Genomic DNA, 16,027 nt, shown 5'->3' with positions numbered 1-16,027 from the left:
TCAGTAGTTAATATCAAGGCGCATTATTTTTAATGCGCTTTTTTGTTGGTTGCTGAATGTTAGCCATTCATTGTAGTTATGGATGAGCAAAAAAAAGCCAACCTAGAGGCTGGCTATATGACACAAATAAACTCGAAGGGGGAGTTATCTCTGCATTTCTTTATATTTAATACGAAAAGAATGCAGTAAAGGTTCAGTATATCCACTAGGCTGTTTAGTACCTTCAATAACAAGGGCTAAAGCAGCTTGATAGGCAATGCTATTGCTTAGGCTTTGAGGTGAATCAGCCATATTATTATATGCCGAGTCATGCGCATTTTGGCCATCAACCACTTTTGCCATTTTTGCCATTGTGCTTTCAACTTGGGCTTGAGTACAAACGCCATGAGCTAACCAGTTAGCCATATGTTGGCTTGAAATTCTCAGTGTAGCGCGGTCTTCCATTAATCCAATATGGTTAATGTCAGGCACTTTTGAACAGCCTATGCCTTGGTCAATCCAGCGCACAACATATCCTAAAATCCCTTGTGCATTGTTATCAAGCTCTGCTTGGATGTCTTCTTTACTTAGTGAACTTGGGTCGTCCATCAAAGGCGGAGTAAGTAAATCACTCAAGCTTGCTTCCTTACGCTGCGCAATGCGCTTCTGACAGGCAAACACATCGATATCATGATAATGCATTGCATGAAGTGTAGCAGCCGTGGGGGAGGGCACCCAGGCGGTATTTGCACCAGATTGTGGGTGGCCCACTTTTTGTTCCATCATTAATGCCATTTTATCAGGCATTGGCCACATCCCTTTACCTATTTGAGCTCGGCCACTTAACCCTGTTTGTAAACCAATATCAACATTTCTATCTTCATACGCACTGATCCAAGGTTGTTGTTTGATGGCCGCTTTTGGTAGGACTACACCCGCTAGCATTGAGGTATGTATTTCATCACCAGTGCGGTCTAAAAATCCGGTATTAATGAAGACAACACGCTTCTTCGCTGCTTCAATACACGCTTTTAAGTTTACTGAGGTACGGCGCTCTTCATCCATAATACCCATTTTAATGGTGTTTTGGGGAAGGTTTAATACTTCTTCAACGCGTGAAAATAAAGTATTAGTAAATGCGACTTCTTCAGGGCCATGCATTTTAGGTTTTACAATATTTATGCTCGCTGCAGATGAGTTTTTAACTGCACTTTTACCATTTAAGTCGTGCAGTGCTGCGGTTACGGTGATCATCGCATCCATGATGCCTTCAAATACATCGTCTCCTTTACCATCTTTGATTGCAGGGTTCGTCATAAGGTGGCCAACATTACGTACAAACATCATACTACGACCTTTTAGCGTCAACTGCTCACCATTAAGCCCGGTGAAGTGTCGATCGCTAGATAATGAACGTTCTACCGTTTGCCCGCCTTTTGTAAACGATTCAACTAAACTGCCATTCATTAAGCCAAGCCAATTCTGGTAAACCTGTACTTTATCTTCTGCATCAACGGCTGCGACAGAGTCTTCACAATCCATGATTGTTGTTAATGCAGCTTCTAAGACAACATCTTTTAAACCCGCTTTATCTGCTTTGCCTATTGGGTGCTGATGGTCAATTTTCAGTTCAATATGGAGTCCGTTATTTTTAAGCAAAATGGCACTCGGATTTTGCGCTTCACCGGTAAAGCCAACTAGCTGTTCTGGCTGCTTTAAACATGTTTGTGAACTGTCACGTAATGTAATGATTAGCTGACCATTGACGATAGAGTAATTGGTGCTTTCAATATGCGAGCCACACTCTAAAGGCAGAGACTTATCTAAAAATTGTCTTGCATAGGCCATGACTTTAAAGCCACGTACAGGGTTATAGGTAGACCCTTTTTCTGCGCCGTCATCCTCTGTAAGTACATCCGTGCCGTAAAGTGCATCGTAAAGAGAACCCCAGCGAGCGTTTGCCGCATTTAGTGCAAAACGTGCATTACTTACAGGCACAACAAGTTGTGGGCCTGCGCATTGTGCTATTTCAGGCTCTACATTTTGGGTTTCGATTTTAAAATCTTCTGGCTGAGGGACTAAATAGCCAATTTCACTCAAAAATGTATGGTATTGCTGTGCGTTCCATTGCGGGTTGCGTTGATGATAATCATCAATTTTTGCTTGTAAAGTATCGCGCTTAGCAAGCAATGCACGGTTAGTTGGGGTTAATTCGTCAATTATATTTGCAAAGCCTTGCCAAAACTGTTGCTCGCTGACGTCAGTACCAGGTAACAGTTGATTATTAATAAAGTCGGCTAATTGAGTATTTACAGTTAAGCCAAATTGACTGTGAGAGTGGGTTGTCATAGTTGCTATCCTTTAAACGGTCGAACTGCATAAATTTCTTATGTGCTAACCATAACGTAAAAATAGCGATATAGGTGCCCTTAAGCCATTCACAAAAAATATACTCAGCATAACAACTATAAATTTACTAAATCATAAAAATCCGCCTAATGTTTAGTTAACCGCTAAGGAGCAAACCACTCCTAGCCACTCTCACAACAAAATAAATATTAGCTTAACCCGTTCAAAGGATTTTTATTATGAGTACATATCAACAGCACACAGACACCCTAGCAACACTTTGCGAAACACAGGGCAAAACATGGCAGGCTATTAACCCTGAGTATGCAAGTCGCATGCGCTTACAAAATCGTTTTCGTACCGGGCTTGATATTGCACAATTCACTGCTGACATCATGCGTGAAGACATGGCTGCTTATGATGCAGACACAAGCCAATACACTCAATCACTTGGTTGTTGGCATGGTTTTACTGCACAACAAATGATGATGGCTATTAAACGTCACCAAAAAACGACTAAGCGTAGCTACGTATACTTAAGTGGTTGGATGGTTGCAGCTCTTCGTTCTGAGTTTGGCCCGTTACCAGACCAAAGTATGCACGAAAAAACGTCAGTTCCTGCGTTGATTGAAGAGATCTATACCTTCTTAAAACAAGCCGATGCCCGTGAACTTGACCATTTATTTAAAGACCTTGATGCTGCAAAAGCAAATGGTGGTGATGTTCAGGCTGTACTTGATAAAATTAATAACTTTGAAAGCCATGTAGTACCAATCATTGCAGACATTGATGCAGGCTTTGGTAATGAAGAAGCAACATATTTACTGGCTAAAAAGATGATTGAGGCGGGTGCATGTGCCATTCAAATCGAAAACCAAGTATCTGATGCAAAGCAATGCGGTCACCAAGCGGGTAAAGTAACAGTGCCACATGAAGACTTTTTAGCAAAAATTAACGCTGTTCGTTATGCCTTTTTAGAATTGGGTATTGATAACGGTGTTATTGTTGCTCGTACCGATTCACTTGGTGCAAGTTTGACTCAAAAAGTGCCAGTATCACAAACACCGGGTGATTTAGCGAGCCAGTACAATGCATTTTTAGAAACTACGCCAATTAACACAGTTGAAGACTTAAATGAAGGCGATACTGCGATGAAGCTAAACGGTCAGCTTTGTAAACCAACACGACTTGAAAATGGATTATACCAATTCCGTGAAGGCACAGAAAAAGACCGCGTAGTATTAGACTGTGTAACAAGCTTACAATCAGGTGCGGACCTATTGTGGATTGAAACTGAAAAACCACATGTTAAACAGATTGCGGAGCTGGTAAATCGAGTTAAAGAGCAAGTGCCTGATGCAAAACTCGTTTATAACAATTCTCCTTCGTTCAACTGGACACTAAAATTCCGTGAGCAAGTGTATCAAGAATGGCAAGAAGCGGGTCGCGACTTATCTGCTTACCCAAGTATTGACGACAATAAAGCGCTTATGGCTCCAGAAATGGATGGCACAGAGCTTGCTCAAGCAGCAGACGAGCTAGTACAAAACTTCCAGCGTGATGGCGCAAGAGAAGCGGGGATTTTCCATCACCTAATTACATTACCTACGTACCATACTGCGGCGCTAAGCACGGATATTCTGTCTGAAGGTTACTTTGGTGACCTAGGTATGTTGGCTTATGTACGTGATGTTCAACGTCAAGAAATTCGTCGTGAGCAAGCGTCTGTTAAGCACCAAGATTTAGCTGGCTCAAATATGGGTGATACGCACAAAGAGTATTTCTCAGGTGACAATGCACTTAAAGCCGGTGGTGAAGCAAACACCATGAACCAGTTCTAAAAGTCTTTATTTCCTAGTCAACAATGTTACAAGGGCCGTAAGGCCCTTTTTTAGTGTATGAAAAAAGTTATATTCAGTCCTGCCGTTGAACAAAACCTCGCTAACTCAGATCACTATTTAACTAGGTGATAATATCCAAATCCCGATTTGGATCAGATTTTAACTAGCTGCTAAATTTTACCTAAAAGTTTGGATCAGTATTTAATTAGCCTAGCTTTTACGCGCTATTATTTAATAAAAAGTACGGTTAAACGTATTTTTTGGCTGTTAGTAAGGGCAATTTAAAGTCAAAATACCTAGAATTAGTCTTTAAACTAAAAATATAAACCGATTTTTTACCAACTCATATCTAGTACAAATCATTTTTTTACTAACTGTAACGCCATAAACAGTGACTCAAACCGATTTTTTACTAACTCCAGAGAGTGAAATTGATATAAACCGAAATTTTACTAACTCGATTTTTTACAAAGTCCGATATTTAGCTTAAGTATGTAAGGAGTTACTCACATTATCGGTGTAAAGGGGGTTTACAAAAAGTAAGCCGCGCCTGTTATTAAAAGGGCAAGCTTCTTTGTTGGAGCTAGGTTTACCTAAAACCTAGCTCCAAGCTTTTTTATTTACTGTGCTTATCAAACCACCATTGAATGTAAGCCACTTTAGTCATTAAATTTGAAGGGCGTTTGGTTATACCATGCGATGCCCCTGGAATACGCACCATCGCCGTGTCCACACCTTGTAGTTTCAAAGCTTGGTAGTATTGCTCAGTTTCAGAAATCGGTGTGCGGTAATCGGCTTCACCTGTTAATAGCATAGTCGGGGTTTTAACATTACCCACATAGCTTATCGGAGAACGTTTCATATAATGCTCAATGTGATCCCATGGTTTGCCAGGGAACCAGTAATCAGCAAAAAATGGGTAGTAATCAGCAGTTAGTACAAAGCTGATCCAATTGATAACCGGTTTTGCCACAACAGCTGCCGCAAAGCGGTCAGTATGACCTACAACCCATGCTGTTAATGTACCACCGCCAGAGCCTCCAGTAACAAATAATTTAGACTCATCAATAAAGCCTTTTGCAATTAATGCATCTACGCCTGTCATTAAGTCATCAAAGTCATTGCTTGGGTAATTGTGATGAATTGTTTGTGCAAACACCTTCCCATATGAGTCACTACCACGAGGGTTCATATAAAGCACCACATTGCCTTTGGCGGCAAACAATTGTACTTCTGGACTAAAGTGAGGGCCGTAATTAGCCACCGGTCCACCATGGATCTCAAGCACTAATGGGTATTTTTTGGATTTATCAAAACCTGGAGGGTATGCAACCCAACCCTGAACAGATAAACCATCATGATTTGATTTAACCCAAATTTCTTCAACCTTGGCTAGGTTTTTGTTCGCTAGCGCATCCTCGTTTAGCTTAGTTAAATGCTGTGTTTTTCCTCGTTTTAATAAGGCAACATCAGCAGGGCGCTGAGTATTTGCAAGCGTAAATGCCACTTCACCACCTTCACTTACGTCAAAATCACCACCGGAGTAGGGACGGCCAAAAGCGACGCTTCCTACATCTTTAGTTAAAACTTTACGTTTACCGCTGCGAGGTTGATAAGCAAGGGTAGTTTGCCCTTCGCTGTCATAAGCAAAATAAACACCTTTTGAATCATCAGCCCATTTTATCTTTTCTACACTGCGGTCTAAATCAGTTGTTAAGTTGCGTGTTTTTCCTGTTTTTAGATCGCGAATATACAAACGCGTATTTTCATAATTGGTCTTTTTATCATCATACCCGGTATACGCTAAATAACGACCGTTGGGTGACACCTTAGGTTGGCCATCTGGGCCTAGTCTATCGGTTATTTGAATGATCTCAGAAGATTGTAAATCCAACTTGTAGATCTCAGAGTTAGTCGGCATAAATAAGTAATCAGTATGGCGATTGGCTGAAAAATATAAGCTGTCACCGTCGTTGCTAAAACTTACAGGGCCGCCATGATCAAAGTTCCCAGTAGTTAACTGATTGGCATTCCCGCCAGTAGCGCTAATTTCAAACAGATGACGAAAGCCTTTTTGAGTGTAACCCCCACCATCAGCTCGGTAATATACGTCATCAATATATTTTGCCGGCTCGGCCCAATTAGCCCCCTTTGGTTTTCCTGGTAAAGACACGGGGCTAGCACTAGCTGCAGGTACAAACTGACTAAACACTAGCTTTTGACCATTCGCAGACCACGTTAGATTACCGGGGCTCTGGGTTAAATTGCTTATTTTTGCAACTGCTCCTGTCTTCAACCATTTTACATAGATTTGGCTACTGCCATCACGTGTTGAAATAAATGCTAAGCGGGTTTCATCGGGTGATAATACCGGTGAATAGTCCATATGCACGCCAGAGGTAAGCGGTTGGAGTTGTTTAGAACTGCTATTAACCGACCAAATGTTACTTACTTTACGGTCACTTTTAATATCCATGCGGTTACGAACAAAATAAACCATATCGCCATCACCAGTCATTTCAATTTGGTTGGCATATTCAAGGTCAAATACGTTTTCTAATTTTAAAGTATTGTCAGCTTGAGCCGCGACACCACAAAAGCTCACCGTAGCCAGCAGCGCAAGAGGGGAGAGTAATTTCATTTTTATTCCTTGTTATTAAACAGTGTTATTGAAGTTATAAAGTAACAATAGTGAAAAATACACCTTAATGCGATAAGAAGTGGACAAAGTCCTGTAGAACGCATAATTTAATGATTCATATTTAAAAAGGAATAATCATATGATTGGCTATACGATGTTAGGAACAAATAATATAGAAAAAGCAGTGGCTTTTTATGATCAGCTTTTAGCTCAGTTAGGTGCGCAACGTTTTTTAGAAAATGACCGCTTTGTGGCATGGAGTACTGGGGCTGATCAGCCAGGTTTTTCAGTAACCTTACCGCATAATGGTGAAGCTGCAACGGTAGGCAATGGCACTATGATTGCGATTGCGGCCCAGACTCCTGCTCAAGTAGATGCCTTTTATACTAAAGCTATAGAGCTTGGCGCTACAGATGAAGGCGCGCCGGGACCACGTGAGATGCCAGGCTTTTATGCGGGCTATTTTCGTGATCTTGATGGCAATAAACTCAATGTTTTTTGTTTCATACAGACAACTTAAAGCATAAAGTCGCATGATAAAAATCAGTGCAATATTAATATTACTCGCCGCAGGTGTTATTGCGCCTGAAAGTAATGCACAGTTTAAATTTCTAGGTGATAAAACAGCAGTCAGCTTGTCCTATGACGATGCATTAATAAGCCAGCTTGAAAATGCTGTCCCGGCATTGAATTCGCACGGATTTAAAGCGTCGTTTTATATTGTTCCTACTTCAGCGTCGATGAAAGCTCAGCTTGATGATTACAAAGCATTGGCTGAGCAAGGACATGAACTGGGGAATCATAGCTTATTTCACCCATGTAGCGCATCTAAAGCAAACCGTGAATGGGTGAACGAAGAGCAAAACCTTGATAATTACACTGCTGCACGCGCGATACGTGAAGTACTCACTGCGAATGTGTTTTTACAAGCAATTGATGGCAAAACGCAGCGTACTTTCACGCCGCCTTGTTTTGATACTCAAGCTGCTGGTAACGAGTTTTTAGAGCCGCTTAGAGATCATTTTGTAGCAATAAAAGGGGTCGGTAATGATAATGGACACTCTGTATTATGGGCCCCTGTAGGAGCGAGTGGACAGCAACTTATTGATTATGTAAAAAGAGTACCGCCAAAGGTTAAGTTAATCAATCTTCTTTTTCACGGCGTAGGTGGTGATCATTTAAGTATTTCAGTCACGGCTCACGCGCAGTTATTAGCTTTCTTAGCTGCAAATAAAGAAAAGTATTATGTTGATTCTTATATCAATATTATGGAAAAAAAGACAAAGGAGTGAACGTGTATATTGGCGAGATTGCAAGGCGTTGTGGTGTATCCGTAAAAACCATTCGCCATTATGAAGAAATTGGTTTGCTAAGTGGCATTAAGCGTCAAGGAAGTTACCGTATTTATGAAAACGCTGATGTAGAATTTGTCACGCTAATAAAACGGGCGCAGTCACTAGGGCTAAGCTTAGCTCAACTTAAGCAGCTTAAAGTTGCTCGCCATGATTTGAATTGGCCTGCGGTTATGGCTTTAGTCGAGGACAAGAAGCGGCAAATATTGATAGATATTACTGCACTTAAACAACAAAAAGAGCTGCTAGATTTTTATCACCGCGATATAAAAGTGTGTTTGGATAACCAAGTATTAAGCTAACGATGCTTGACTCTGCCCTATAGGGTAGGGTGTATGCTACTTCTTTTAAAGGAGTAGTTAGTATGAAGAAACGTATTTTAGTGATTGATGCAAACCCAAAACAAGCCAGCTTTTGCGACGCATTAGCAAAGAGCCATAGTCAAAGCTGCAATAGTGGAAGTGAAGTACACACGCTCTCTCTTAGTGCGATGAGGTTTGACCCCGATTTAACTAATGGCTATGAAATTGAGCAACCGCTAGAAGCTGATTTAATTGACTTTCAAGCGCAGTTGCAATGGGCTGAACATATTGTGTTGTTTATTCCCGTTTGGTGGGGCGGTTTGCCAGCAAAATTCAAAGGCTTGATTGATCGTACGTTTTTACCTGGATTTGCCTTTGAGTATCAACCAAATAAAACTATTCCCGACAAACTACTGAAAGGGCGTACAGCAGAGATCATTTTAACGCTTGATACGCCAGCTTGGTATTATCGCTTTATCCAAGGAAACCCGGTTCAAAAGCAGCTCAAACACACTATTTTAGAATTCTGTGGCATTAAAGTTATCTCAACCACATATCTTGGGCCGATTATAAAGTCATCCCCTGAGCGACGTAAAAAGTGGCTAAAGCAGATAGCAAAAAAGGCAATGAAATGAGAATATTGCTTTAAATAAATGAATAACAATAATAAAAGAGGATCAGCGTGCTGTTACGTATTGCAAAACTAATTTTCGCAGGCAGCTTACTAACACTTACGGCCTGCTCAGGCGAGACTGTTTTTGAATCTCCACCGATATCACATTTTCAATATACAGACAAAATCGTAGAATCCGCAGCAGTATCGAGTGATGGGAAGCTAAGCGTTGTATCAGAACACGGTAAAGTGTGCGTTTGGGACAATACCAACAATACGCTTATATCTGAATGTATTACTGGTGATGACGCTAATTATGTTGAGTTAGTCGGGTTGAGTGAAGACAAAACAACGTTTTATATCTCAAACAGAATGGCAATACATGTCTTTTCAGTGCAAACAGGGCAATTAATTGGCAGTTGGTCTACAGGGCAAAATATAGCGCGCGATATTGCTATATCTGCTGATGGGCATTTATTACTCGTTGGCTATCGCACCGGCGAAGCGGATGTGATCAACACACAAACTAAACACAATACGTTATTTAAAATCCATCGCCTTGATATTAATTCGGTGGCATTATCGGCAGATGGCCGCACAGCGTTAAGTGGTTCAAGTGATAAATATGCTTATGTGTGGTCAACTGCAAGCGGCGAAATTCTACAGAAGTTTAAACTAGCGACACGGGTTAATCATGTAAGTATGAATGAACAAGGCAGCTTAGGCTTTGCAATTGATTCTGTGGATGATCGTATTTTTCTTGATTTGAAGTCAGGTGAAGAACTATCAGAACTAAATATTTTTGCTAACTTCATTGAATTTAATGACTCGCAATTTATTAATAATGACAAATGGTTTTTAACAGGCTCCCCTAAAAGCAAAATTTATTTATGGCAGGTTGCCAGTGGTAATTTACTGGCTGAATACGGTGCGGCAGAGAAAGGCCAGCGTAGCTCCATTTTAGCCGTCGGATTTGATGAAGGCAGTCAGCGCATCATCACACATAACAGCAGTGGTATGCTTGAAACATGGCCTTATCAAAGTAAGAAAAACTAATAACCTATTGTTAAAATAAATATAAGTTGTGGCGCTTATTATCTTTTTAGTGCCATAACTTTGCTTTTAGCTTGTTATTATACCCAAGCCACCTCAAGATGCAGAATTCAGCGTTTCACAGGGGCTTAATATCAAGGCGTTACTTTGCAAGAATGGCCATCCCTTTTAAGAAGTAACAACGCTGAGAGTAAGTTCCTGTGAAACGCCCAACGGGTTGGTTTAAAAGCGATTTATACTGCGTTATTAATTTTAACAATAGAACCACTATTATTTGCAATCAATGCCTTGCCTAAATCGCTTTTAATTCCAACTGAAACTCGCATCTTGAGGTGGTTTGGGTATATAAACTGTAAAGGGGGTTTCCAAAGGCTAAACAGACTGTATCAAAAACCGTTAACTGATTAAGCTTTCGCGTTTATGCAAAGCGTTTTAATTTCATGTATTAAAGCAATGCCGTCAGCATTATCGCCATGAACACATAAACTATCTGCGTTTAAAGCTACTTTATTACCGCTATTTGTTGTAACAGTTCCCTCACTGAGTAACTGGTTTACTTGAGCCAGCATGGCTGCTTTATTATGTACGCTACCCGCTATTTTGCGCGATACTAGGCGGCCTTCATCTGTGTATTGCCTATCTGCAAAGGCTTCTAAAATAACTGTGATGCCATATTGTTTTGCTAGCTGTTTATGATGTTTAGCTTCGTTGGTTGCTAAAATCATTAACTTTAGAGAAGGCGAGTAGCGAGCTATTGCCCCCATAACTGTGTTCAAAATAGCGTCATCAATCATCATATCATTATAAAGTGCGCCATGAGGCTTAACATAATCCAATGTAAGGCCGTGTACTTTTGCCATGCCTTCTAAGGCTGCGATTTGATAGTGAAGGCAGTTGGATAACTCATCTTTTGAAAGTACCATTGAGCGCCTACCAAACCCTTGTTTATCTGGGTAGCTTGGGTGTGCACCAATCTCTACAGCGTTCTGTTTTGCAAGTATTAATGTTTTTGCAATCACGTCACTATCACCTGCATGAAAGCCACAGGCTATATTTGCCATATCAATGTGTGGCATAACTTGATCATCAAGCCCCATTTGCCATGCACCAAAACTTTCACCTAAATCACAATTGAGCTTCATAATTTTCGCTTAACTCTATCAATTTATAAAACATAGCTAATGCTCACATAGAGCAGTGTGGCACTTCATTTGTGTATCACTAAAAGGATGCTATATGTGCATTTTGAATATCGGTAATTAACATGTGTCCTGGGCTATGTGTAATGCAGAAATCGGGTGCTGCCTGTGCAATAGCTACTTGTGCAGTCACACCACATGCCCAAAAAACAGGTACTTCACCCTCTTTAATGCTAACAGACTCACCATAGTTCGGCCGATTTATATTTTTAATACCAATAGCCGCAGGGTCGCCAAAATGAATGGGGGCGCCATGAACATCACTAAACCGGCTGCAAATTTGAATTGCACGAATAGCATCGGCAGGTTTCATTGGTCGCATACTAACCACCATATTACCATGAAAAATACCGGCACTTTCGTTCGGAATATTGGTGATATACATAGGCACGCTTTTATGTTCAGTAACATTACGTATTTCAATGCCAGCATCTTTTAAAGAGTCTTCAAATGAAAATGAGCTGCCTATTAAAAAGCTGACTAAGTCATCTTGCCAGTACTCTTTGATATTTGTCACCTCATCAACAAGCTGACCTTTTTTATAAATTCGGTAGCGAGGAAGATCAGTTCTGATATCTAAATCATGTGCAACATTAGAGATACTAACGGCGCCAGGTTGCTGGCTACTCGCGATGATAGGGCACGACTTTTTATTGGCTTGGCAGAACTGTAGAAAATCAAATGCATAACGCTTAGGTAAAATCACTAAATTTGCTTGCACAAAGCCGGGAACGAAGCCTGATGTGCTGCCTGTATAATCTTCATTACGGATCATGTTGCGGATAGCGTAAGGGGTGGTTAGTGAAGCGTTATGTTGCATAGAGTCCTCTAATTACGATTAAAGCCATTTACCGTGACAGGTAATATACCTGTTGCAATGTGTTTACCAACTAATACTTTAGCAAGAGCCGTAAAAGCAGGGCCTGCTACTTTAACATTATTATCTACATCTATGTTATACGCATAAGTTGCTAGAATTGCATCAGCATATTGGCTGAATTTTGCAATATCGTAAGGCGCTCTTAGACTGACAAACACCGTTTTTTTATTCGCCAGTTGTGATTGGTGTAACAGCTTTTCGAGCACAGCGCTTTGCTCTGACTTAGCAACCATAAACTCAGGGTCGTCAGCTAAGTCATCCATACCGCCAATTTCAACAGCACTTTGCGCAGGCGATGCATTTGCAGCTATGATGACATCTGCTTGATTGATTGCTTTAAGAGTGGATTTAGGATCGAAGCCCTGTAAGCTTGTGCAAGAGAATTGATAACTGTAATCGGCATGCTCTTTTATAGCCTGTTCAAGGGCCATACACTTTCGCGTGTCAGGCATAATAAGGTGTATTTTGAGGTTGTTAGCTAGTTTTAAAGGTAGTGTTTGGTTATCATTTTTAACCTCAGTGATAGCAGCTAAGGCCAGTTGAGCCTCAACATCACGATGCGTTGGTTTACCTAAAGTATGTTGCGCTGCTTTAATGGCGGCGGGCTCATCTAGCACTGTGGTTAGTTTAAATTTTTCTTTTAGACGTAAAATTCTCTGGGCTGATAGCGCGACTTCCTGCGCATTTAAGTTTCCTTGCTCTACCTCTTTAACAAGGCGTTCTATTAGTTCTTTCAGCTCGATTAAGTCATCAGGTTGGCGAATTTCGATTGGCATTAAAGCGATATCAACACCTGCCGAAAATGTATTCACGACGGCTTCAACGGGTTCAAAAAAGTGGCTGATCCCTGCCATATCAAGCGCATCAGTTATAACGACTCCTTGATAGTTTAATTCCCCCCGTAAAAGGTCAGTTATGATTTTACGCGACATTGTGGCCGGCTTTATCATGGTTTTACCGTCTTTACTTACAAAAGTGCTGTCATCAAGCGCAGGATATTGAATATGTGCTGTCATGATCATGCCAGGATTCTGGCTTTTAATAATATCCTTGAACGGTGGCAGATCTTGCTGCCAAATTGTGTTTTTGTCGTGCTCGACTCTAGGCAGACCTGTATGACTGTCTACATTTGTATCACCATGACCTGGGAAATGTTTTAGCGACGTGATCACTGTGTTATCTTCAAAAGCAGCCACTTGTGCGCCGCCAAGTATGCCAACTAAAGTTGGATTTTCGCTGTATGAACGCACATTGATAACAGGGTTATCAGGATTAATATTTACATCGATTGTAGGCGCGTAATTAACGTTGACACCAATTGCCTTTAGCTCATCAGCAATTACATGTGCTGATTGTGTCGCAAACTTTGTACCGTGCGTAGGGTAAGTGGCGCCGATAGACATGTTACCGGTAAATGAAGTGCCTATATGGCGTGGTATCCTTGCAACACGTCCACCTTCTTGATCTATTGATATAAATAATGGGGCACCTAAAGTTGATTTGGCCGCGGCTTGCTGCATTTGATTGTTGAGCTTTACAATCTGCGCAACATTATCAATATTTTCAGCAAAGAGAATAACGCCACCTATATTATGTTGGGCGATCGCTTGCGCTAAATCTTTAGGAAGTTCAGTCATTGGTTTGCGACATTTCTTTTTGCTACTTTTTTCACAGTAATAACGAAAATCAAGCATCAGCTTTTGACCAATTTGTTGTTCAAGCGTTAAGTTTGTTGCTGCGATGGTTGATTTCATTGAAATAATGCACCCTAATCCAAAGGTAATTGATGTAATGGCAAGCTTAGTTAACACTGTTAGCTCCAAAGCTATCTAGTTTAAAGTTGCGTGACTGAAGAACTTTAAAAATTGAATGGTTTACGCTGCTACAACTTTAGCTGCTCTGATAATCAGCTATAAAAAAGTCAGGCAATACCTTATTGATTCTATTCTATACCCTAGCTTACAAACTAACGAATCATAGCGTAGAGTATGCTTAAAGTATCAAAAAAGATATGTTAAACAAAGTGGGAATAATAATTTGAGTTTTTGTTCTAAATCAAGAGTTGGTACGCTTGTAATAGCTTTTATTTATACATTTTGCTAAAGTTTGTTTACTTTATGGCCAAGGAGTTTCAAGGCGAATTACTGTAAAAGTTGAGTATTATTTTGCATCGCTTCAAGAAACATTTAACAGTTAAGTTAGACTTAAAAAAGTTAATCCTTTTTTTAGCTATCTCCGCCACTATTGTTACATTTTTGAATAGCTTTTATTCAAGCTATCAAGTGCAAAAGCAACAGTTGCAGTTACAAACCCTTAAGAGCCAAAGTGCTTATGCCGCAAAATTGGGGTTAGCAACGGATCGATTTTTACAGGCTGCACAACAACAACTTGCCTACTCAGCCAAAGTAATTGCTGAGGACTTCGATAATGTTGCTACCTATCAGCAGGAAGTCGAGCGTTTAAGGTTACAAACTAACAGTTTTAATTCCACGGTGATTGTTGAAGCAAAAGGCAAAGTGCTTGACGTATCGCCTGCGAGTTTACATTTAGAGGGTCTGCAACTGCAAAGCCAAGGAGCTAAAGAAGCGCGGTTAGTCAAAAAGCCAATGATCAGCGAACCTTATATTTCCGCAGCTAATAATTTAATTATCTTCATTTCACATCCTCTTTTTAACAAAGATGATAAATACTTGGGGTATGTTGGTGGCAGTATTTATTTAAAAGAAGCCAGCATTTTACATAGTTTGCTACAAGTTCATTTTCATGAAGATGGTTCATATTTGTATGTGGTTGATAAAAATAGACGATTACTCTACCACCCAGATAAGTCGCGTATTGGCGAGCGTGTGTACAATAACAATGTTATTGAAGCAGTGCTAAAAGGTGAAAAAGGCACGCAAGAGTTAACAAATAGCCAAGGCTTAACTGTGTTGGCCGGTTATGCTCCTTTAGCACAAGCTCCTTGGGGGATTATTACTCAGCGCCCGTTAGCAAAAACACTCGAGCCGCTTGATGGGTTAATGGTTAGTGTACTTTACCGTACTATCCCAATAGGATTAGCCACTTTTGTTTTTATTTTACTGCTTGCCCGTTTTATAGCACACCCTTTGCGTGATTTAGCACACACTGCAAACATGTTAGATGATCCCGCTGCACCTTCAGCGCTTAAAAATGTGAAATCATGGTACTTTGAAAGTGCAGAGTTACGTAAAGCGATGCTCAAAGGTGTTGCTGTGCTACACAGTCGAATTGGTGCGTTACACCAAGAGGCTCGTACCGACCCTCTAACTGGGCTCAATAACCGACGCAGTCTAGACACTATTTTGGCGCACTTAATAGACACAAATACTCCTTTTGCAGTATTGGCACTCGATATTGATTATTTTAAACGAGTTAATGATCAATATGGTCATGACATTGGGGATATTGTTCTCCAATCGTTAGCAGGAATTATTTCTGATGTAACTCGCAGTAGTGATTTTGTTGCGCGCACAGGTGGAGAAGAGTTTATTGTTATTTCACCTAATGCTGATGCAAATACAGCCTATGCGTTAGGTGAGCGCATTCGTTTAAGTGTTGCACAAACTGAGGTATCTCCAGTAGGCTATATCAATATATCAATCGGTATAGCTGGCTGGCCCATTGATGAATTATCAATCGAGTCTATATTGAAATGTGCCGACCAAGCGCTTTATAAAGCTAAAAATACAGGACGTAACCGATGTATTTTAGATCCACAGTTTGGTGATGCCACTGCGACCACCTATTAGTAAAGCTATCGCCTTTATAGTGGTACATCGGCTATGCCACATTTACTT

The 16,027-nt window shown here is 40.6% G+C and carries 12 protein-coding genes; 7 read left to right on the top strand and 5 right to left on the bottom strand.

Annotation, left to right across the window (positions count from 1 at the left end; genetic code table 11):
* Positions 1 to 144 precede the first annotated feature (144 nt).
* Positions 145 to 2,328: a malate synthase G gene (locus ACHUE3_RS01500; protein WP_394189472.1), complete on the bottom strand. Its 2,184-nt coding sequence runs from the start codon at positions 2,326 to 2,328 to the stop codon at positions 145 to 147.
* 239 nt (positions 2,329 to 2,567) lie between these two features.
* On the opposite strand from ACHUE3_RS01500, the gene ACHUE3_RS01495 reads away from it, so the two are divergent.
* Positions 2,568 to 4,169, top strand: coding sequence for an isocitrate lyase (locus ACHUE3_RS01495; protein WP_394189470.1), 1,602 nt, complete (start codon positions 2,568 to 2,570; stop codon positions 4,167 to 4,169).
* Between the two features lie 616 nt (positions 4,170 to 4,785).
* Here the strand turns inward: ACHUE3_RS01495 and ACHUE3_RS01490 are convergent.
* Positions 4,786 to 6,810, bottom strand: coding sequence for a S9 family peptidase (locus ACHUE3_RS01490; RefSeq protein WP_394189468.1), 2,025 nt, complete (start codon positions 6,808 to 6,810; stop codon positions 4,786 to 4,788).
* Positions 6,811 to 6,949: 139 nt separating this feature from the next.
* On the opposite strand from ACHUE3_RS01490, the gene ACHUE3_RS01485 reads away from it, so the two are divergent.
* From ACHUE3_RS01485 to ACHUE3_RS01465, 5 genes are all read left to right on the top strand, one after another.
* Positions 6,950 to 7,330: a VOC family protein gene (locus tag ACHUE3_RS01485; RefSeq protein ID WP_394189466.1), complete on the top strand. Its 381-nt coding sequence runs from the start codon at positions 6,950 to 6,952 to the stop codon at positions 7,328 to 7,330.
* A gap of 13 nt (positions 7,331 to 7,343) precedes the next feature.
* Positions 7,344 to 8,102 (top strand): polysaccharide deacetylase family protein, encoded by a 759-nt coding sequence (locus ACHUE3_RS01480; protein ID WP_394189464.1) that lies wholly within the window; start codon positions 7,344 to 7,346, stop codon positions 8,100 to 8,102.
* A 2-nt stretch (positions 8,103 to 8,104) separates the two neighbouring features.
* Positions 8,105 to 8,464: a MerR family transcriptional regulator gene (locus ACHUE3_RS01475; RefSeq protein ID WP_394189462.1), complete on the top strand. Its 360-nt coding sequence runs from the start codon at positions 8,105 to 8,107 to the stop codon at positions 8,462 to 8,464.
* A gap of 62 nt (positions 8,465 to 8,526) precedes the next feature.
* Positions 8,527 to 9,099, top strand: coding sequence for an NAD(P)H-dependent oxidoreductase (locus tag ACHUE3_RS01470; RefSeq protein WP_394189460.1), 573 nt, complete (start codon positions 8,527 to 8,529; stop codon positions 9,097 to 9,099).
* 47 nt (positions 9,100 to 9,146) lie between these two features.
* Positions 9,147 to 10,133, top strand: a complete 987-nt coding sequence (locus ACHUE3_RS01465) for a WD40 repeat domain-containing protein (protein ID WP_394189458.1) — start codon at positions 9,147 to 9,149, stop codon at positions 10,131 to 10,133.
* A 401-nt stretch (positions 10,134 to 10,534) separates the two neighbouring features.
* On the opposite strand, the gene ACHUE3_RS01460 is transcribed toward ACHUE3_RS01465, so the two are convergent.
* From ACHUE3_RS01460 to ACHUE3_RS01450, 3 genes are all read right to left on the bottom strand, one after another.
* Positions 10,535 to 11,272 (bottom strand): 5-oxoprolinase subunit PxpA, encoded by a 738-nt coding sequence (locus ACHUE3_RS01460; protein ID WP_394189456.1) that lies wholly within the window; start codon positions 11,270 to 11,272, stop codon positions 10,535 to 10,537.
* A 79-nt stretch (positions 11,273 to 11,351) separates the two neighbouring features.
* Positions 11,352 to 12,149: a putative hydro-lyase gene (locus ACHUE3_RS01455; RefSeq protein ID WP_394189454.1), complete on the bottom strand. Its 798-nt coding sequence runs from the start codon at positions 12,147 to 12,149 to the stop codon at positions 11,352 to 11,354.
* A gap of 8 nt (positions 12,150 to 12,157) precedes the next feature.
* Positions 12,158 to 13,963, bottom strand: coding sequence for a glycoside hydrolase family 3 protein (locus ACHUE3_RS01450; protein WP_394190256.1), 1,806 nt, complete (start codon positions 13,961 to 13,963; stop codon positions 12,158 to 12,160).
* A gap of 528 nt (positions 13,964 to 14,491) precedes the next feature.
* Here ACHUE3_RS01450 and ACHUE3_RS01445 point away from each other — a divergent pair.
* A complete protein-coding gene (locus ACHUE3_RS01445; protein WP_394189452.1) occupies positions 14,492 to 15,979 on the top strand; it encodes a sensor domain-containing diguanylate cyclase in 1,488 nt (495 codons plus the stop codon).
* Positions 15,980 to 16,027 lie beyond the last annotated feature (48 nt).

The sequence above is a fragment of the Pseudoalteromonas atlantica genome (genome assembly GCF_043641955.1).
Classification (GTDB): Bacteria; Pseudomonadota; Gammaproteobacteria; order Enterobacterales; family Alteromonadaceae; genus Pseudoalteromonas; species Pseudoalteromonas atlantica_A.
Note: the sequence above shows the minus strand (reverse complement) of the source record. Positions and strands in the feature narration are given on the sequence as shown.